Origin of the sequence: Aquimarina sp. MMG016 (assembly GCF_018100805.1) — a bacterium.
Lineage (GTDB): Bacteria > Bacteroidota > Bacteroidia > Flavobacteriales > Flavobacteriaceae > Aquimarina.
Map to the genome: position 1 here is coordinate 275,680 of NZ_JAGJEA010000004.1, position 19,939 is coordinate 295,618.

Sequence of the window (19,939 nt, forward strand, 5' to 3'; positions counted from 1 at the left end):
GTATTGGTAAAAGCTATTTAGAGTTTTGTTTATATGTCTCTATTTGCTTTGCAAAACCCTCTTCATCTTTAAAAGCCAATAGATTACCATCAGGATCAAGGAACTTAGCAATTGTACCCCAACTGTGCTCTTGATAATCAACCTTGATATTTTTTGCTTTAAGATGTTGTGAGAATTCTTTGACCTTATCCACATTAATCCTAATACAACCAAAAGCTTTTTTATGATTACTCTCTAAGTTTAAAAACTCTTCTCGATCTTCAATCTCTATCATCAAATACGTTCCAAACAAATCAAAACAAGTAAGTGACTCATTTTTGAATACAACCTGCAACTCCAGAATATTTTTATAAAATTCAATACACTCCTGGTACTTTTTTACATAAAGAATGAATCCAGTTCGTTTAACTTTCATCTTGATATATTTTATAATTCAAATTACACCAGATTATCAATAAATCGAACATTGGTAGTTATTTCTTATTTATACTCTTATCGAAAAGATTTATTAAAAACGAAAAAAGCCTGTTCATTGCGAACAGGCTTGTACTAAAAAAATTAATTCGTATATATTAAATCACTTTAACATTTACTGCGTTTAATCCTTTTTTACCTTCTTTTAGGTCAAACTCAACTTCATCTCCTTCACGAACTTCGTCGATTAATCCAGAGATGTGTACAAAGTGATCTTTGTTTGATCCTTCTTCTGTAATGAAACCAAATCCTTTGGAATCATTGAAAAATTTTACTGTTCCTTTATTCATTATAAAATATTAAAGCGCGAAGGTACTATTATTTTAACAGGAATCCCTATTTATTTCAAAATAAAGTTTTTAGTAACATTAATTTAATATTTAATCACACTAATTTAACAAGAAAAAACTGATTGTAAATCCATCAAGTTATACCTAAAACCTTTAGTAATATAAACTATCACCCTATAATTCAGTAAGTTTATAGTAATATTAAAATACTTTAAAGTGTACCGATGCTTACTCTAATTGATTTTTAGCGTAGTTTCTCCATCGCTCCACACATTGTTGCATATCATCCGGAATAGTCGTTTCGAAATGCATCTTTTTCCCTGTAATTGGATGTACAAAACCTAGTGTTCTGGCGTGCAAGGCTTGTCGAGGTAATATTTTAAAACAATTATCTACAAACTGCTTATATTTAGTAAATGTAGTTCCTTTTAGAATTTTCTCACCTCCATATCGTTCATCGTTAAATAATGTATGGCCGATATATTTCATATGCACACGAATCTGGTGAGTTCTACCAGTCTCTAGACGACAAGAAACCAGGGTAACATATCCCAGTCGTTCAATCACTTTATAATGCGTAACAGCAGGTTTTCCTTTATCTTCTTCATCACCTTCAAAAACTGTGTTCTGCAATCTATTTTTTGGGTGACGACCAATATTACCCTCAATCGTTCCTTCCTCTTCTTCGATATTACCCCAAACTATAGCTACATATTCTCGCTCACTAGTTTTATCAAAAAACTGTTTAGCCAGATGTGTCATCGCTTCTTCTGTTTTAGCTATCACCAATAGTCCACTGGTATCTTTATCGATTCGATGTACTAAGCCAGGACGATCACTACTATTATTAGGTAAATTATCAAAATGATAGATCAATGCATTAATCAACGTACCCGAATAATTACCGTGACCTGGATGCACTACCATCCCAGCTGGTTTATTAACCACTAACAGAGCATCATCTTCATACACAATATCAAGAGGAATATTCTCAGGGGTTAACAAATTCTCATAAGGTGGGTGAGAAAACAACACTCTAACTACGTCATTAGGCTTTACCTTATGATTCGATTTTACTGCAATATCATTTACAAAAACACTTCCTGCTTTAGCAGCCTGCTGGATTTTATTACGAGTAGCATTTTCAACAAAATTCATTAAAAACTTATCTACCCTAAGTGGAACCTGCCCTGCACCCGCTACAAAACGATAATGCTCGTAGAGATCATCTTCATTAGTATCAAAATCTCCAGCTTCAATATTTTCTTCCAAAATAATCTTATTTATTGATTAAGATTAATTCTTCTTCCGCTTCCATCCCCGACTACCAGATCAATTGTAGAGGTTTTCATCAGCATAGTTCCAGGCTTTAGTGTCTTTCCTTTATACCTAAGTTCTAAAACCTGATCAGACATATTAGGCTGATATGTTATTTTACCAATCTTAAAGCCTGAAGCAACTAGCAAAGGTTCTGCTTGTCTTCTGGTTTGCTGTACAACATTAGGAACTTCTATTTTTCGATATCCCGATGGATTTAACGTAACATAAATTTTACGATTTTCTTTTACCATACTTCCAGGCGCAGGGTTTTGCTCTATGATAGAATATTTAGGGTAATCCGGATTAAAACTTGCAGAATCTTCTCTGACTTTTAATCTTAAGTCTTTTTCTTCTAGTAACGCCTGAGCCTCATCTATAGGTTTTTTACTTAGACTGGGTACTACAATACGTTGATCATGATTTGTAGTACTATCCAACCATTCTAAAGCAAGGAAACATAAAATCACGGTCAGTGCTACTGCCAAAACGACTTGAATAAGGAACGTTTTACTGTAAACGAATTTAAAAAGACCCTTAAAAAAATTGATAAATCTATTCATAATGTGGACAAAGATATAAAAACGAAGAGTTTTACAGATTTGTTATGAGATAAATGATATTTTTGTTGATAAATCCCAGTTACATGAAGAAAAATATTGCCATTCTGATGGGTGGATACTCTAGTGAGTTTGATATATCTATCCAAAGTGGAAATGTAGTTTATAAATATATTGATCGAGATTTGTATCAACCTTTTCGAGTACATATTACCAAAAAAGAATGGTTTTATGTTGATGATAATGATCAAAAACATACAATTGACAAAAATGATTTTTCATTAACGCTGAATGGTTCTACAATCACTTTTGACGCTGCATTTAATATTGTTCATGGAACTCCCGGGGAGGATGGTTTATTGCAGGCATATTTTGAGCTGATTGGCATACCACAAACGGCTTGTGACTTCTATCAGGCAGCTCTTACTTTTAATAAACGTGACTGCATCAGCACCTTAAAACCTTATGGAATCCCAACAGCAACTAATTATTTTCTAAACAAAGGAGATGCAGTTGACACCAAAGCTATTATTAACACCGTAGGGCTACCTTGTTTTGTAAAAGCCAATAAAGCCGGAAGCAGTTATGGGGTTTCTAAAGTTAAAACTGAAGAAGAACTGATCCCCGCTATTGATTTGGCTTATCAAGAAGATGACGAAATTATTATCGAGTCTTTTTTAAGCGGAACCGAGGTTTCTGTAGGAGTAATTACCTATAAAGGGAAAGATACCGTTTTACCTATTACTGAAATTGTATCAGAGAATGAATTCTTTGATTATGAAGCTAAATATTTAGGAAAATCTCAAGAAATCACTCCTGCCAGGTTAACTAAGGAAGAAGAAAAAAAAGTAAAAGACTTAGCGCTAAAAGTATATCAAATCCTGAAAATGAAAGGTTTTTCTCGAAGCGAATATATATTTCAGGACGGTGAACCTCATTTTATAGAAATGAATACCAACCCCGGATTTAGTGAAGCGAGTATTTTACCTCAGCAGGCTAAAGCGGCTGGAATCACAATAAAAGATCTTTTGACCAACACCATTGAAGAAGCAATCGGTTCGTAACAAGTAACAATCGTAATTTAGTTTATATTTGTAACCACACCAATCACTAAACATATGAGAAGAGCCGTTTTTCCAGGATCATTTGACCCCATCACCTTAGGACATTATGATATTATCGAAAGGAGCTTAACTCTTTTTGATGAAGTAATTATTGCTATTGGTATTAATGCGGATAAGAAATACATGTTTTCTCTGGAAGAACGAAAGCGCTTTATTGAAGAGTCTTTTAAGGGGGAACCAAAAATCAAAGTAATGACCTACCAAGGACTTACTGTAGATTTTTGTAAAAAACAAGATGCTAATTTTATTCTAAGGGGACTTAGAAACCCGGCAGATTTTGAGTTCGAGAAAGCAATCGCACATACCAATCGTAAGATGTCTGAAATTGAAACTGTATTCTTACTAACTTCATCGGGTAAAAGTTATATCTCATCCTCCATTGTTCGTGATGTTCTTCGTAATGGTGGTGATGTCACAGGATTAGTTCCAGATACGGTTCTTGCCAAATAATGTACTATGTCTCGAAAAATAGGAGCCATCACTTTAGTGGTCAAAGATTATGACGAAGCAATTCAATTTTATGTAGATAAGTTAAATTTTACACTTATTGAAGACACAAAACTGGACAATACTAAACGCTGGGTAATTATTTCTCCTTCAAAAAATAATGAAACCTCCATTCTTCTTGCCCAAGCAGCAACACCCGAACAAGAAAAAGCAATTGGTAATCAAAGCGGTAATCGAGTATTCTTATTTCTACACACTGACGATTTTTGGAAAGACTATAACCATATGAAATCCAAAGGAATTTCCTTTCTAGAAGAACCCAGAAAAGAGCCTTATGGCACGGTAGTAGTTTTTGAAGATTTATATGGAAATAAGTGGGATTTAATTGAACATAAAAATTAACCCTCTTTAAACCTTTCTGTCATACTACAGTCTAAACTATAAATACTGTAATTTATGACATCCTCCTTATCAGATAAACAGATACAGCATTTGTATTGGAGAATAGGTTTTGGAATCTCTTCTACAGAGTTAAAAACTATTAGAAAGCTTTCTAAAAACCAGATCATTAATGGATTGTTTTCAAAAAGCAAAGAATACACCGCTTTGTCTATGGATTTTGGAGCTTTGCTTAAAAACCCCAAGGACTTATCTCGCGAAGAACGAAAACAGCTACAAAAACTCCGAAGAGATAAAATGAATGAGTTAAATCTTCTTTGGTATAAACAACTTGTAACAACAGATCAAATACTACGCGAAAAAATGACATTATTTTTTCACGATCATTTTGCAGTCAGATTGCGTACTCCTAGAGCTTGCCTTCATCTTAATAATTTAATAAGAAAGTATGCATTAGGCAATTTTGGAGATATGTTGATGTCGGTATCAAAATCCCCTGCAATGTTACTATTCTTAAATAATAGACAGAATCGTAAAAACCAACCTAACGAAAATTTTTCTCGTGAGGTTATGGAACTTTTTACCCTAGGAAGAGATAACGGATATACCGAAAGGGATATTAAGGAAGCTGCAAGAGCATTTACTGGATGGAATTTTAAGAAAGATGGAACTTTTGTGTTCAGACAAAATCATCATGATTATGGTTCCAAAACGTTTTTAGGAAAGACCGGTAATTTTACTGGAGAAGATATTATAAAAATTTTGTTAGAAAAGAAACAAACAGCCAGATACCTTGTAGAAAAATTATATATCTATTTTGTTAATGAAACAATAGATACAAAACACATTGATCATCTTACTAATGTTTTTTACAATTCTGGTTATAATCTAAAAATTGTTTTAAAAGAAATACTGAGCAGTGATTGGTTTTATGATGTTAAGCATATAGGAGTTAAAATAAAATCCCCAGTGGAGTTGATTGTAGGACTAAGTAAACCTTTTCAAATTCAGTATGAAGACCCTAAAGTATTACTCTATTTACAAAAAAAACTAAATCAAATATTATTCTTTCCTCCCAATGTTGCTGGTTGGCCTGGAGGAAAAACCTGGATTGACAATTCTACGCTAATGCTTCGATTAAAATTAGCTTCGGTAATTTTAAACAGTGGAGTTATTGAATGGAGTGATAAAGGCGATATGCCCGAAAATATGATCATTAAACAACAAATCTATAAAAAAGTAAAATCCAGACTTCAAAAAAAAGTAAAAGCAAAACCAAACTGGGAAGTATTTCTTTCGGGTTTAGAGCAAAAAGACAAAACGGAACTGATCAATTTCTTACTTCAGCCAGAATTATCAGGAACTGCCACACAGGTAATATCCGGATTAGACCCTTCAGATACTAAGAATTTTGTAATTGAATTATTGAGTTTACCTGAATACCAACTCTGCTAAAACCCTGAAAATCATGGACAGAAGAAATTTTTTAAAACAATCGGTTTTCGCTTCGGGAATGACATTAATCCCCTCCTTCTTAAAAGGAATGGAGTTTCTACGCCCTGAGCAATTATCAGGATACAGAAATGTTATTATCATTCAGCTCTCCGGTGGTAATGATGGCCTTAACAGTATTATCCCCGTTAGTAATGACATTTATTATAGTTTAAGACCAGAAATTGCAAAGAAAAAAGAACAGACACTAAAAATAACTGACGATCTGGCTTTTAATAATAATTTAAAAGCAATCGCAGCATTATATGATTTAGGAGAAGTATCTATCATTAATAATGTAGGATATCCCAATCCCAATCGATCACATTTTAGAAGTACGGATATCTGGCAAACAGCAAGTGATGCCAATCAGTATCTTAATACCGGTTGGGTAGGTAGGTATCTCGATGCCAATTGCCAGCATCCGTATCAAGCTATAGAAGTCGACAGTTCTCTATCCTTAGCGCTAAAAGGAGATACAATGAACGGAATCGCTGTTCCCGATCCGAATCAATTGTACAAAACTACCAGGGAGCCCTTTTTTAATAATTTAGTTATTAATACTAAAAATGAGATGCTAGATGAGGATAATCAAGGATACTTATACAAAACCTTATTAGACACGTATTCTTCAGCTTCGTACATTCATGAAACCTCTAAGATTTATAAAACCACAACAGAATATACCAACCATCCATTTGCTAAAAACCTAAAAACTATTGCTGATTTTATTGTTTCGGGATTAAAGACCAGAGTATATTATAGCTCTTTAGGCGGTTTTGACAGCCATGTGAACCAATTAAATAGTCAAGATAGGCTACTTAACATATATTCAGAAGCTGTGGGAGCTTTGGTAAAAGATCTTAAGAAAAATGATCGATTTAAAGACACACTAATTCTGACTTTCTCAGAATTTGGTCGCAGAGTTAAACAAAATGGAAGTCGAGGTACTGATCACGGAGCTGCCAACAATATAATTGCCATTGGAGGTTCTCTCAAAAAAGCTGGTGTTTATAACGAGCTTCCTAATTTATCTGACCTGGATGATAATGGAGATATTAAATATAGTATAGATTTTAGAAGGATATATGCTACAATACTACATAAATGGTTAGGAGTAGAGGATAAAATGATTTTACACAAAAAATTCAGCACATTAGAATTTATATAAACAAATACATTTCTTATTGTTAGGATAATCTTACATAATTATTTTTATCAAAAACAAATAACTAACCTTATTCTACATTAGATAACTTACTTCATATCGGCATTTTAGACATAAAAACATCCAAAAAAAGACTCAAAAACATCCATTATCACAATAAATACCATATTAAAAATACGGTTAAACCGTAAAATTTGTGTATTTCATCGAATTAAAAAATCACTTCATCTAAAAGATTTAGAAACATTTTTATACATAACTTTTTCAATATAAATTTGTTGCAAATCAAATAGATAATTCATTAAGCCCCAAACTATGAAAGCTATTATTACTTCAATCATTATTTTACTTTCTTTTTCTAATTTAAGTGCTCAAGAGGTTGTTTCTTCTGAAGAATCAATTGTAGAAGTAAAGAAAAATACAAAGGTTGATTTCTTTGAGACTTTAATCGCGGTAAATAATTTTGATATTAAGATCAAAAAGACTGAAAAGTTAGCTATTAAAACTAAATCTGATTTTTATAAGGCTTTAATGATTAAAAACGGTTTTTCTACAGACGATAAAGAAAATTCCAGATTGGTAGATAATGATAGAAAAGAGAAAGATTCAATGATGACGGACACTACTCAAATTACAGGATTATAACCATAGTTTTTTGGCAACACAAGAAATGTATAGCACCTGTTTTTAGTAATAAAACAGGTTTCTTTTTTTAACAAGCCAAATAACATTCCCTCCCACAACCATAGTTTTACTTTCAAATTCATAAAGTTAACTTAAAACTTACTTTAAGTAAAACCAAAAGAATCTACAAAATATATTGTTTTAATACTTTAGATACTAGAATCGATTAAAACAATTTCATGCAAGTTCACGAAACCGCTTTTGTAGTATCCACTTACAGATCACATCATGAAGATGTAAGCAAAGATACATATGCCAAACTATGGAATAATCCATCAACCGATGCCTTGATCCCAGATATTCTAAAAAATGTTTCGGAGCATGAGGCCATATTACATAGCCTCAGGAATCGATTCTTTCATGAAAGCTTAACATCTTTTTTTGAAGCTAATAATGGAGGCACCTTAATTAATTTTGGAGCAGGTTTCAGTATGTACCAGTTTCAGATGATGAATAACGTTTCTACAATCGAAATTGATAAAAAAGATATTATAGACTATAAAAAGGAAAGAATTGATCTTTGGATAACCCAAGGAAAATTACCTCAAAGGGATATTAAGTACGCAAGTGTAGATTTCAACATTCAAACTGAAGAAGAAATCATCAATATCATCAAACCTTTAATAAAAAAAGAACCAACATTTATAGTATTGGAAGGCGTTTTATTCTTTTTAAATCAAAACACTACTGATAAACTTTTTAGGATTTTTAAAGAGCTACAAGAAACTGGTGATCAAGTAGGAAGCGTATCATATCTTCCTGAAATAGAAAGCACAGAAGTATATCAACGTCTATTACACTATTTTGATAGTCATAATGACACTAATGATTCATTTATGCATCAAACTACTACACATTCATTTTATGAAAAGATCGATGGATATCATTTAAAAGAATATACAGACGAATTCGAGTTATCTAAGCTTTATGCTCCTGACTGTAAAATTGATAATAAATCTCAAATTCTTAATGAGAATATGTACATCTTAGAAAGGATTTAGTTATAACAATACTCTTAAAAAGATATTTATGGTAACAATCTAATAATTAAAACGATAATAAAACATTATTTTTTTTACTGTAAAACCACAATGTTAAATATTTTTAGTTATATTTGGTGAATATTCCCCAAAACCTATCGAGTTTAAGACTTAACTTTACCTACTTAAAAAAGGATACATTGTTTTTTGATGTACCCTTTTTTTTATTTCATCCCCAAGAAAACCCCTCTACTTCCTATTTCATAGCATTAGCCATTACGTGATATCTTGGATCATCAATATCGTGCTCTATCACGCTCGCTAATCTAGGAGAAGCTTTGATCATTAAAGCCTGACATTCTTCACTCAAGTGTTTTATTTTAACTTTTTTACCGGCTTCTTCATACTTACCAACCAGATTAAATATTGCTTCTAATGCAGAATGATCACTTACTCGTGATTCTATAAAGTCAATTTCTACTTTATCAGGATCATTGGCCACATCAAACTTAGCGTTAAATGCCTGTATGCTTCCAAAGAACAGAGGTCCCCATATTTCATACACTTTGGTACCATCTTCTTTTACATGCTTCCTAGCTCTAATCTTTTTAGCATTTTCCCAGGCAAATGCTAATGCTGACATAATTACTCCAGCAATTACAGCAACGGCTAAATCAAAGAATACAGTTAATAAAGAAACAGAAATCAACACAATAGCATCAGTAAGTGGAATTTTATTTAGGATTCTAAAACTAGACCAGGCAAATGTACCAATCACCACCATAAACATCACTCCAACTAAAGCTGCTATAGGAACTTGCTCTATTAAACCAGAAGCAAAAAGAATAAACAATAACAATGTCACCGCTGCTACAATACCAGATAATCTGGTACGTCCACCACCTTTGATATTAATAATAGATTGACCAATCATTGCACAACCACCCATTCCTCCGAACAAGCCTGTAACAATATTCGCACCTCCCTGAGCAAGGCATTCTCTGTTAGAATTTCCGCGAGTTTCAGTCAACTCATCAATAAGATTTAAAGTCATTAATGATTCTATCAGTCCAATCGCAGCCAATATTAATGCATAAGGACCAATGAATTTAAATGTTTCCCAATTCATTGGGACTTTATTAAAGATATCAAATTGGAACTGTGGCAAACCTCCTTTTAAACCTTCTCCTCCACCATCTCTAATAAAACTACCAACTGTAGCCACATCTAGTTTTCCTAAAATCACGATTGCAGATACTACTATAATACCAATAAGTGCCTCTGGTAACTTAGCTGTAGCCTTTATTTTTGGCAATCCCCACATAATTAACATAGTTAGCCCCACTAATGCCAACATAACCCATAAGTCAGTTCCTAGCATCCACACTTTTTCACCATTCTGAAATGATTTAAACATTCCTAATTGAGAAAGGAAGATTACAATCGCCAATCCATTTACGAACCCCATCATCACTGGATGAGGAATTAAACGTACAAACTTCCCTAGTTTTAAAACTCCCGCTAGCATTTGTATAAACCCCATAAGGATTACGGTTGCAAACAAATAGTATAGACCAAGTTCTTCTTCTGGGGCACCCATAGCATTTCCTTCAGCAACCAAACTAACCATAACTACTGCTAACGCTCCGGTTGCTCCTGAAATCATTCCGGGTCTACCTCCAAAAACAGAGGTAATCAACCCAATCATAAAAGCTGCATACAACCCAACCAATGGATCTACACCTGCTACAAACGCAAAAGCAACAGCTTCCGGAACTAATGCTAGTGCAACAGTTAATCCTGATAAAATATCATTCTTGGCATTTGCCACTCTCTTTTTTACAAACTCAGTCATAGCTATGGTATTTTGAGGGTGCAAAAATACGTTTATTTTACTGGTGTACAAGCTGATCTGAATTCTATTTCACACTAAAACGTTGTAGAAGATTCTAAAATCAGAAAACTCACTATATTTAGACCATCATACATATCTCTTATGCAAAAAATCACATTTATCTTAAGCTCCCTCCTTATAATTTCCTGTAATATCTCGGAAAAGAAGAGTAACAAAAACTATGATTTCACCACTACTTTTGAAAAAAGTAAAGGAACTGAAACACCAACCTACCCCGAAGTGATTACCTATTATAAAAAACTTGCTGAAGCTTATCCAGAAATCAATATTCAGGAAATTGGAATGACAGATAGTGGCTACCCTTTACACCTTGTCACTCTGAATCCGGATAAAGTATTTGATTTTAAAAAAATAAGACAAACTAAGCAAGTTCTATTGATCAATAACGGTATTCACCCTGGAGAAAGTGATGGCATCGACGCTACAATGTTGTTATTTAGAGATATCGTAAAAGGCAATATTAACGTTCCTGAAAATACAGTTTTAGCAGCCATTCCAATATATAATATTGGCGGTGCGTTAAACCGAAATTCTGGAACCAGAACCAATCAAAATGGACCGAAAGAATATGGTTTTAGAGGTAATGCTCGTAATTATGATCTTAATCGTGACTTCATAAAAAATGATACCAAAAATGCTAATGCATTTGCAGAAATATTTCATTTAGTACAACCAGATGTTTTCATTGATAACCATGTGAGTAACGGAGCTGATTATCAATATACATTAACCCATTTGTTTACACAGCATAATAAACTCGGTGGTGAACTAGGTAATTATTTGCACAAAGAAATGCAACCACAATTAGAAGCTTCACTTTCTACAAAAAAATGGGATATCACTCCTTATGTTAACGTATGGGGAACCACTCCTGATAAAGGCTGGATACAATTTATGGATTCACCAAGATATTCCACGGGGTTTACAACACTCTGGAACACTTTGGGAATGATGGTAGAAACGCATATGCTAAAACCCTATAAGCAAAGAGTTGAAGGAACTTATGAATTGATGAAATCTATGATTACGATTACAGAAAAAGACGGTAAAAAAATCAGATTACTACGTAATAAAGCTTTTGCAGAATTACCAAAGCAAAATACCTATCCTGTAAACTGGGAAGTTGATACTACTCAAGTAACCAAATTTAAGTTCAAAGGCTATGAAGGAGAATATGTCGATAGCAAAGTTACAGGTGCTAAACGTTTAAAATATGATCAAAACAAGCCATACACAGAAGAGGTTAGTTACCAGAACTATTTCACTCCAACAACCGAAGTTACTATACCGCAAGCATACATTATCCCACAAGGATGGTGGAATGTAATTGAATTACTACAACTCAATCAGGTTGAATTTAAAACTTTGACTAAAGACTCCACAATTTCTGTGGAAGTATATCATATTAAAGATTACAAAAGTCGAAAAACACCTTATGAAGGACATTATCCTCACCATACTACTTCTGTACAAAAAAGTAAAGAAGATATAACCTTTAGAAAAGGAGATATTATTGTTCCTACAAACCAAAAAGGATTTAGATATTTATTAGAGACTCTTGAACCCCAAGCACCAGATTCCTTTTTTAACTGGAATTTCTTTGACACTATATTACAACAAAAAGAAGGGTTCTCTCCTTATGTATGGGAAGACAAGGCTTCAGAGTTACTAATTAACAATGATAAGTTACGTTTACAATTTGAGGAAAAGAAAAAAGATACTACTTTTTCTAAAAATTGGTATGCACAACTGGATTGGCTTCATAAACAATCAGATCATTATGAAAAGGCACATTTTAGATATCCGGTGTATCGCGTATTAAGATAAATAATCATGAGAAAATAACAACTTAATATTAGCATAAGAATCCAACAAAGCTTTTTTTGTTTTTTTCTTATCCTTCCATTTTACTTTCATAATCCCTTCATTCTTTTGTGGCACTAACTCACCATCATAATCAGTTTTCATCTCGAACCAATACGTAACCTTTAATCTGAACTCTCGATTTCTTTTAAAAACATGATACGTTTTATATAAAAACTTTGTAACCTCTAACCCATTTACCCCTGTCTCTTCTTCTACTTCTCGAATTGCAGTGGTTTGCATATCTTCTTTCTTTTCAGCTTTGCCTTTTGGTAGATCCCATTTACCATTACGATGAATAAATAAAATTTCTTTTTTCGCATTATATACTTTACCTCCACCTGCTAAAACCACTGGCAGTTTAGCATACAAATGTTCTAACAACTTACCTTCAGTTTTATGATAAAAATGATATTTTGGTTCTTTATCCCCACCTTCTTTAGCTAGAATATCTCGTATAATTTTCGGAAAATCAACTTCTTTGACAGGTATTGTTTTATAACCTTCAATAGTCTTTTTTGTAGACAGAATAATAGGCGTATTATTCACAAAAACTTTATACATTTGCAACTATGATTTTTGATAAAAATACAGCAAAAAAAACTGCTGAGCTATTGTTGCAAATTAATGCAATTAAATTACAACCACAAGAGCCCTTTACATGGGCATCCGGCTGGAAGTCTCCTATTTACTGTGATAACCGCATTACACTTTCTTATCCAGTAATCCGAAACTACCTGAGAGAGAACCTTGCAAAGTTTATTGAGGAAGAATATGGCAAACCGGATGTAATTGCAGGAGTAGCTACCGGAGCTATTGGAATTGGTATGTTAGTTGCTGAGCAATTAAACCTTCCTTTTATATATGTTCGTCCTGAAGCAAAAAAACATGGTAGAAAGAATCAAATAGAAGGCATTGTACCTACCGGAAAAAACGTAGTTGTTGTAGAGGATCTTATCAGTACTGGAAAAAGTAGCCTAAATGCTGTCAAAGCACTTAAAGAAGTTGATGCTCACGTAAAAGGCATGGTAGCCATCTTTAACTATGGATTTGATATTGCAGATCAAAATTTTGAAGAAGCGGCACTATCTTTGCACACTTTAAGTAATTATGAGAACCTTCTGGAACAAGCACTGGATACTAGTTATATCACTGAAGACCAGAAAAACACACTGCAAAGCTGGAGAACTAATCCAGCAGAGTGGAATATTTAATAATCAAACAATATTATGAACTTAGAAAGCCCTACGGTAACTGTAAATAAAACAGCAGAAGAAGTTTTTGAATTTTTAATTAAGGTTGAAAATTTTGAACAACTAATGCCTGAAAGCAAACAAAAATTCGAAAAAATTAGTGATTCTAGATTTCTTTTTCAATTAAAAGGAATGCCGGAATTGGTACTAGACCAAAAAGAAAATACTCCATCAAGCCAAGTTGTACTTGGTGCTGCAAGTGATAAACTTCCTTTCACTTTAACAGCAGACATCACAAATACTGAAGATGGAAAAAGCACAACAAAACTAACCTTTGATGGTCAGTTTAATGCTATGATGTCTATGATGATTAAAAATCCTATTCAAAACTTTATCAATACACTTAGCGAAAATATCGGAAAGCTATAATTAATATAATAGCTTGATTTCTTTAAGATCATAATCTTCGAGAATTTCGTCTTCGAGTAGAACCTGTAATTTTCCTTCATTGGTAATTGCTTGGATAATACCCACAAAAGAATTGCCCTCTGTATCTAAAAATGTAGAGGGCTTATTTTTTCTAAAAAGCAAAGAATGATATTCATCTCTTAGGTATTTGAAATTTAAAGGATTTAGTTTTGAAAATCCATTTTCAATATTTTTTAATAACAAATTTAAAACCTCTTCAATATTAAAATTCTGTCCAGAAACTAACTTTAGAGATCCCGCTTGAGGAAGGTTATCGAATTTAATTTGATTTATATTCAACCCGATACCAATAATCGCACCACTCAATCTGCCATTCTTAACCAAATTCTCTATTAAAACTCCACAAATCTTTAATCGATCTGACAGAATGTCGTTAGGCCATTTTATGGATATTTTAGGTATTAATAGATTTTTTAAGGTATCACATATTGCCAGAGATGTTACTATTGAAACAAAAAATTGATCCTCTAACTTTAATCCTTCAACAGGTATAAACACGCTACAAGTAAGGTTTTCGGCATAATTACTCTGCCACACTGTACCCATCTGACCTTTACCAGCTTTCTGTTCATTAGCTGTTACACAAACCGACGTAACCAGATTCTTTTCTCTATTTAAGTCTTTTAAAAACGTATTTGTAGAGTCAATGGCATCAACTTTGATTATATGCATGTAATAAGGTGTAAAAGTTTTACAAATGTCGGATATTACAGACATTAAAATGATAAAAAGTAATAACTTTACACAAATTAAAAAAATGCATGACTAAAAAAGAAATCAGTACTGATCAATTAATCACTCAAATCATAAAAGGTATTGAAGAAGTAAAAGGTAATGACATCAATATTTTAGACTTACGCGAGATCGAAAATACAGTCTGTAGTTACTTTGTTATCTGCAATGGTACTTCTAATACCCAAGTAAATGCAATCGTTAATTCTGTCCAGAAAACTGTAAGTAAAGAATTAAAAGACAAACCCTGGCATGTAGAAGGAAGTGAAAATGCTGAATGGGTGCTAATTGATTATGTGAATGTAGTAGTACATGTTTTCCAAAAACATATAAGAGAATTCTATGATATTGAAGGACTATGGGGAGATGCAAAGACTACTGTGATTGAAACAAATTATTAAAAGAGAAAACCTAAATGGCAAAAGACAATAAAAAAATAGAACCTAATAAGAAACCAAAATTCAGTGCATATTGGATTTATGCAATAATTATTGTTGGTTTTTTAGCACTTAATTTCCTGGGAGGAAGTGGATGGGGATCTGCTCCAAAAACAACTCCTTCTGATTTTCAGAGTTTTTTAAGTAATGGAGAAGTAGAAAAAGTAGTTATACTGAATAGAAGAGAAGCAAAAGTATTTCTGACTCCAGAAGCAAAGGCTTTAGAAAAACACAAAAACAAAAAGCCAAAATCTATATTACCCGTTGGTCCTGGTGAACCTGATTATCAATTCGAGTTTGGAGATTTACAAAACTTCGAAAACGAAATTGCTAAAGTTAAGGAAGATAATGGATTAGATACTCAGGTAATTTATGATACTGAAAATAATTTCTGGGGAGAAATTTTTGTTACTCTCCTGCCCTTTGCTTTGATTATTGGGGTATGGATATTTATTATGCGTAGAATGAGTGGTGGTGCCGGAGGTGGTGCTGGAGGACAAATTTTTAACATAGGAAAATCTAAAGCCAAGCTATTTGATCAAAATACAGAAGTAAAAGTTTCTTTTGAAAATGTTGCAGGTCTAGAAGGAGCAAAAGAAGAAGTTCAGGAAATAGTAGACTTCTTAAAAAATCCTGAAAAATATACATCTCTTGGTGGTAAAATCCCTAAAGGAGCATTATTGGTAGGTCCTCCCGGAACAGGAAAAACACTATTAGCTAAGGCGGTTGCCGGAGAAGCAAAAGTACCTTTCTTTTCTTTATCAGGATCAGACTTTGTAGAGATGTTTGTAGGTGTTGGTGCATCACGTGTACGTGATTTATTCAAACAAGCTAAAGAAAAATCTCCTGCTATTATATTTATTGATGAAATTGACGCAATAGGTAGAGCAAGAGGAAAAAGTAATTTCTCAGGATCTAATGACGAGAGAGAAAACACATTAAACCAGCTCCTTACTGAGATGGATGGTTTTGGAACCAATACCAACGTTATTGTTATTGCTGCTACCAACAGGGCTGATGTACTTGATAAAGCATTAATGCGTGCTGGACGTTTTGACAGACAAATCTATGTTGACCTTCCTGACGTTAGAGAACGTAAAGAAATATTTGAAGTACATCTAAAACCTCTTAAGAAAGTAGAAGGTTTAGATACTGATTTTTTATCCAAACAAACTCCGGGGTTTTCTGGTGCAGATATCGCCAATGTATGTAACGAAGCTGCTTTAATTGCAGCAAGAAAAGGCAACAAAGCTGTTGGAAAACAAGATTTCTTAGATGCGGTAGATAGAATTGTTGGTGGATTAGAGAAAAAGAACAAAATTATTACTCCTGAAGAAAAAAGAGCTATTGCATTTCATGAAGCCGGACACGCTACTGTAAGCTGGATGTTGGAACACGCTGCTCCATTGGTAAAAGTAACTATTGTACCTCGTGGACAATCATTAGGTGCCGCTTGGTATCTTCCGGAAGAAAGGCTAATTGTAAGACCAAATCAAATGCTAGATGAAATGTGTGCTGCACTTGGTGGTCGTGCTGCAGAGAAAGTAATGTTTGATGAGATCTCAACCGGAGCATTAAGCGATTTAGAGAAAGTAACCAAACAAGCCAGAGCTATGGTTACAGTCTATGGATTAAATGATAAAGTTGGGAACCTTACATATTATGATTCTTCAGGGCAAAGTGAATATAATTTCACTAAACCTTACAGTGAGCAAACTAGTGAGTTAATCGATAAAGAAATCTCTAATATTATAGAAACTCAATATCAAAGAGCTATAGAATTGCTAGAGAATAACAAAGACAAACTTACTCAGCTTGCTGAAGTATTATTAGAGAAAGAAGTTATTTTTAAGGATAACTTAGAGAAGATATTTGGAGAAAGACCATTTGGTAAAAAGGAAGAAGAAACTGTTGTTGAACCTTCATAAAACCTAAATAGTTTTTACTTGTAAAATGAAAAATCTTAACCTAACAGAATATTAGGTTAAGATTTTTTTTATCTTTGAAGGTATTGTAAAATTGTAATCCCGAATCGTAGCACTAAATATGAGTCTATTTAGAAGAATATTTTCCTCAAAATCTAAATCAGACCAAAAGAATAAAGAACGACACGTAGAAGATCGCAGTAAGTACATGCCAGAAATCAACCTACCAGTTGATGAAAGCTTTATGATTAATTTCAAAAGAAATGGCGGTAAATTCTTGTATTGTGATAATGAAAATGAAGTTTTAGATTCTTTTGACAAAATTCTATTAGAAAATGATTGGTACGAAACAGACGTATGCTGTTTTGATATTGGGCTGGAACATAAATTTTCTGGTTACAACCTTAATTATGTAAAAAACATTTCGGGATCATTCTTTTTTGCTACTTGCGAATATTTAATTGCCGACAGTGGTTCTATTTTAGTTTCTTCGAATCAGCTTAAAGAAAAAAAACTAACAGAACTGCCAGACAATTTTGTAATATTAGCATCTACCAGTCAACTGGTTAAAAGTATTGGAGAAGGTCTAAAAGGAATAAAAGAAAAAAATAAAAACTCAATTCCTTCAAATATCACTACTATTAAAAACTTCGAAACACAAAAAGAAAAAGACTTCTTAAGTTACGGAAGTAGCTCAAAAAATCTATATTTGCTGCTGTTGGAAGATTTATAATATGAAGGAATTACTTACACGGTCATTATCGGGATTTTTATATGTATCGATATTACTGGCTTCTATCTTTATTTCTAGATACACTTTTATTGGTGTGTTCTTTATCTTCGGTATTATATGTATTTATGAATTTCAGAAATTAATCCATCTAAGAAATAAAAGGTTATACATCATCTTTATTCTATTCATCATTCTATTTCAATTTGTTGAGGATAGATGGTATATTACTGTTCCCGTATTAATGCTTACGATAGTTACAGAAGTTTTTTTAGTTAAGGATTTGGTAACTATACGAATCATACCCATGTTCGAAAAAAGAAAATACTTAACAAGCATTTTCTATCTTATTACTTCCATTATATTTTTAACATTAATACCAATCTATAACGGAAAATATGAACCTATAATAATAGCTGGACCTTTTTTAATTGCCTGGACTAATGATACTTTTGCATATCTGGTTGGCAAAAATTTTGGGAAACATAAATTATTAGAACGAATATCTCCTAAAAAAACAATTGAGGGATTTGCCGGAGGTTTTGTTTTTTCTTTATTAGCAGGATACCTTATTTCCACTTTCTCCGACACTTTATCTATATACGTTTGGTTGATTATAAGCATAATAATGAGTATTTTTGGTACTCTGGGTGATCTTATACAATCTAAATTCAAAAGACAAGCAGGAGTAAAAGATAGTGGCTCTATAATGCCTGGACATGGAGGCATTTTTGATCGCTTAGATAGCATTATATTTGCCAGCCCATTTTTATATGCATTTTTACAAATTTTAAAATATGTTCCATAAAGAAGGATATAAAATCATCTCGGTTGCCATAGTACTTTTTCTAGGTATTAATGTAGCTTCATATGTAGCTATACAACTACAAGAATGGATAATTTCCATATTTGTGGTTACTTTAGCATTTCTAATTCTGATTCTACAATTTTTCAGAAACCCTAAAAGAAAAACTCAAATAGACGAACATACTGTCGTAGCTCCTGTAGATGGAAAAGTTGTGGTTATTGAAGAAGTATTCGAAAAAGAGTATTTTAAAGAAAATAGACTTCAGGTTTCTATATTTATGTCTCCAATAAATGTTCATGTAACCAGATACCCTATTAATGGCGAAGTAGCTTTTAGTAAATATCACCCAGGTAAGTATTTAGTTGCCTGGCACCCTAAGGCATCTGAAGAAAACGAAAGAACAACGGTTGTTGTTAAGAACAATATCATAGAAATACTCTACAGACAAATTGCCGGAGCATTAGCTAAAAGAATTGTAAATTATGCCAAAGAAGGTGAAAAAGTTATTCAAGGCTCAGATAGCGGTTTTATCAAATTTGGATCAAGAGTTGATGTGTTTTTACCTATTGGAACTAAAATAAATGTCTCTCTCGATCAAAAAGTGAGAGGCGGAGAAAGCATTATAGCTCATGTATAATTATTATGACCGAAGAAGAAATAAATATTGCCTTCGAGAAAGCATATCATCGTGCTTGTAACACACAAATACAGCTTCCGCCGGATATTATGTTACATTTCTACGCACACTACAAACAAGCTACACATACTGACGGTTTTTACACTCCATCTGGCGACAGTGAACTTAGAAATGCTTTTAAGCTGAATGCGCTTTTTCAGGTTAAAAATCTTACTGCCTTAGAAGCTAAAATAAAGTATATCGAACTAGTCAATAAACATATTACAGATTAAAAAA

Annotated in this window: 23 protein-coding genes; 16 read left to right on the forward strand and 7 right to left on the reverse strand. The window is 33.0% G+C overall.

Features of this window, described 5'->3' with window-relative positions; genetic code table 11:
* Positions 1-13 precede the first annotated feature (13 nt).
* The 4 genes from J8M14_RS10275 to J8M14_RS10290 all read right to left on the reverse strand — a co-directional run bounded on the left by J8M14_RS10275 (position 14) and on the right by J8M14_RS10290 (position 2,569).
* Positions 14-415 (reverse strand): VOC family protein, encoded by a 402-nt coding sequence (locus J8M14_RS10275; RefSeq protein WP_211074525.1) that lies wholly within the window; start codon positions 413-415, stop codon positions 14-16.
* Between the two features lie 157 nt (positions 416-572).
* Positions 573-764 (reverse strand): cold shock domain-containing protein, encoded by a 192-nt coding sequence (locus J8M14_RS10280; protein WP_066314082.1) that lies wholly within the window; start codon positions 762-764, stop codon positions 573-575.
* A 228-nt stretch (positions 765-992) separates the two neighbouring features.
* Complete coding sequence (locus J8M14_RS10285; RefSeq protein ID WP_247672614.1) at positions 993-2,036, reverse strand: RluA family pseudouridine synthase; 1,044 nt, start codon at positions 2,034-2,036, stop codon at positions 993-995.
* Positions 2,037-2,047: 11 nt separating this feature from the next.
* On the reverse strand, positions 2,048-2,569 hold the full coding sequence (locus J8M14_RS10290; RefSeq protein ID WP_247672615.1) for a PASTA domain-containing protein: 522 nt from the start codon (positions 2,567-2,569) through the stop codon (positions 2,048-2,050).
* A gap of 158 nt (positions 2,570-2,727) precedes the next feature.
* Between J8M14_RS10290 and J8M14_RS10295 the strand changes: the two genes are divergently transcribed.
* The 7 genes from J8M14_RS10295 to J8M14_RS10325 all read left to right on the forward strand — a co-directional run bounded on the left by J8M14_RS10295 (position 2,728) and on the right by J8M14_RS10325 (position 8,955).
* Complete coding sequence (locus J8M14_RS10295) at positions 2,728-3,705, forward strand: D-alanine--D-alanine ligase (protein WP_211074527.1); 978 nt, start codon at positions 2,728-2,730, stop codon at positions 3,703-3,705.
* A gap of 54 nt (positions 3,706-3,759) precedes the next feature.
* The gene (gene coaD, locus J8M14_RS10300) at positions 3,760-4,215 is read left to right on the forward strand and encodes a pantetheine-phosphate adenylyltransferase (RefSeq protein WP_211074528.1); all 456 of its coding nucleotides are present in this window, start codon (positions 3,760-3,762) and stop codon (positions 4,213-4,215) included.
* Between the two features lie 6 nt (positions 4,216-4,221).
* Positions 4,222-4,614 (forward strand): VOC family protein, encoded by a 393-nt coding sequence (locus J8M14_RS10305; protein WP_211074529.1) that lies wholly within the window; start codon positions 4,222-4,224, stop codon positions 4,612-4,614.
* Between the two features lie 54 nt (positions 4,615-4,668).
* Positions 4,669-6,066: a DUF1800 domain-containing protein gene (locus tag J8M14_RS10310; protein ID WP_211074530.1), complete on the forward strand. Its 1,398-nt coding sequence runs from the start codon at positions 4,669-4,671 to the stop codon at positions 6,064-6,066.
* Between the two features lie 13 nt (positions 6,067-6,079).
* Positions 6,080-7,273 carry a DUF1501 domain-containing protein gene (locus tag J8M14_RS10315; RefSeq protein ID WP_211074531.1) on the forward strand — a complete coding sequence of 398 codons (1,194 nt, stop codon included), beginning with the start codon at positions 6,080-6,082 and terminating at the stop codon, positions 7,271-7,273.
* Between the two features lie 312 nt (positions 7,274-7,585).
* The gene (locus tag J8M14_RS10320; RefSeq protein ID WP_211074532.1) at positions 7,586-7,915 is read left to right on the forward strand and encodes a hypothetical protein; all 330 of its coding nucleotides are present in this window, start codon (positions 7,586-7,588) and stop codon (positions 7,913-7,915) included.
* A 218-nt stretch (positions 7,916-8,133) separates the two neighbouring features.
* On the forward strand, positions 8,134-8,955 hold the full coding sequence (locus J8M14_RS10325) for a class I SAM-dependent methyltransferase (protein ID WP_211074533.1): 822 nt from the start codon (positions 8,134-8,136) through the stop codon (positions 8,953-8,955).
* A 235-nt stretch (positions 8,956-9,190) separates the two neighbouring features.
* Here J8M14_RS10325 and J8M14_RS10330 read toward each other — a convergent pair whose 3' ends face one another.
* A complete protein-coding gene (locus J8M14_RS10330) occupies positions 9,191-10,789 on the reverse strand; it encodes a SulP family inorganic anion transporter (RefSeq protein ID WP_211074534.1) in 1,599 nt (532 codons plus the stop codon).
* A gap of 141 nt (positions 10,790-10,930) precedes the next feature.
* On the opposite strand from J8M14_RS10330, the gene J8M14_RS10335 reads away from it, so the two are divergent.
* Positions 10,931-12,676, forward strand: coding sequence for a M14 family metallopeptidase (locus J8M14_RS10335; protein WP_211074535.1), 1,746 nt, complete (start codon positions 10,931-10,933; stop codon positions 12,674-12,676).
* On the opposite strand, the gene J8M14_RS10340 is transcribed toward J8M14_RS10335, so the two are convergent.
* Positions 12,668-13,276 carry an NUDIX domain-containing protein gene (locus J8M14_RS10340; RefSeq protein ID WP_211074536.1) on the reverse strand — a complete coding sequence of 203 codons (609 nt, stop codon included), beginning with the start codon at positions 13,274-13,276 and terminating at the stop codon, positions 12,668-12,670. The two genes, J8M14_RS10335 and J8M14_RS10340, sit on opposite strands and share 9 nt — an antisense overlap.
* An 8-nt stretch (positions 13,277-13,284) precedes the next feature.
* Between J8M14_RS10340 and pyrE the strand changes: the two genes are divergently transcribed.
* Both pyrE and J8M14_RS10350 read left to right on the forward strand, forming a co-directional pair.
* The gene (pyrE, locus tag J8M14_RS10345; RefSeq protein ID WP_211074537.1) at positions 13,285-13,926 is read left to right on the forward strand and encodes an orotate phosphoribosyltransferase; all 642 of its coding nucleotides are present in this window, start codon (positions 13,285-13,287) and stop codon (positions 13,924-13,926) included.
* 15 nt (positions 13,927-13,941) lie between these two features.
* Positions 13,942-14,334, forward strand: coding sequence for an SRPBCC family protein (locus tag J8M14_RS10350; RefSeq protein ID WP_211074538.1), 393 nt, complete (start codon positions 13,942-13,944; stop codon positions 14,332-14,334).
* On the opposite strand, the gene J8M14_RS10355 is transcribed toward J8M14_RS10350, so the two are convergent.
* Entirely contained in the window at positions 14,335-15,066 is a 732-nt protein-coding gene (locus J8M14_RS10355) for a biotin--[acetyl-CoA-carboxylase] ligase (RefSeq protein WP_211074539.1), read from the reverse strand.
* 89 nt (positions 15,067-15,155) lie between these two features.
* Here J8M14_RS10355 and rsfS point away from each other — a divergent pair, with 89 nt between their 5' ends.
* From rsfS to J8M14_RS10385, 6 genes are all read left to right on the forward strand, one after another.
* The gene (gene rsfS, locus J8M14_RS10360) at positions 15,156-15,527 is read left to right on the forward strand and encodes a ribosome silencing factor (RefSeq protein ID WP_211074540.1); all 372 of its coding nucleotides are present in this window, start codon (positions 15,156-15,158) and stop codon (positions 15,525-15,527) included.
* Positions 15,528-15,541: 14 nt separating this feature from the next.
* The gene (gene ftsH / locus J8M14_RS10365; protein WP_211074541.1) at positions 15,542-17,491 is read left to right on the forward strand and encodes an ATP-dependent zinc metalloprotease FtsH; all 1,950 of its coding nucleotides are present in this window, start codon (positions 15,542-15,544) and stop codon (positions 17,489-17,491) included.
* A 118-nt stretch (positions 17,492-17,609) separates the two neighbouring features.
* A complete protein-coding gene (locus J8M14_RS10370; protein WP_211074542.1) occupies positions 17,610-18,221 on the forward strand; it encodes an LUD domain-containing protein in 612 nt (203 codons plus the stop codon).
* A gap of 1 nt (position 18,222) precedes the next feature.
* On the forward strand, positions 18,223-19,026 hold the full coding sequence (locus tag J8M14_RS10375; protein ID WP_211074543.1) for a phosphatidate cytidylyltransferase: 804 nt from the start codon (positions 18,223-18,225) through the stop codon (positions 19,024-19,026).
* A complete protein-coding gene (locus J8M14_RS10380) occupies positions 19,016-19,663 on the forward strand; it encodes a phosphatidylserine decarboxylase family protein (RefSeq protein WP_211074544.1) in 648 nt (215 codons plus the stop codon). The genes J8M14_RS10375 and J8M14_RS10380 overlap by 11 nt, the downstream gene beginning before the upstream one ends.
* Positions 19,664-19,668: 5 nt before the next feature.
* A complete protein-coding gene (locus J8M14_RS10385; protein WP_211074545.1) occupies positions 19,669-19,935 on the forward strand; it encodes an acyl-CoA-binding protein in 267 nt (88 codons plus the stop codon).
* The last annotated feature ends 4 nt before the right edge of the window (positions 19,936-19,939 follow it).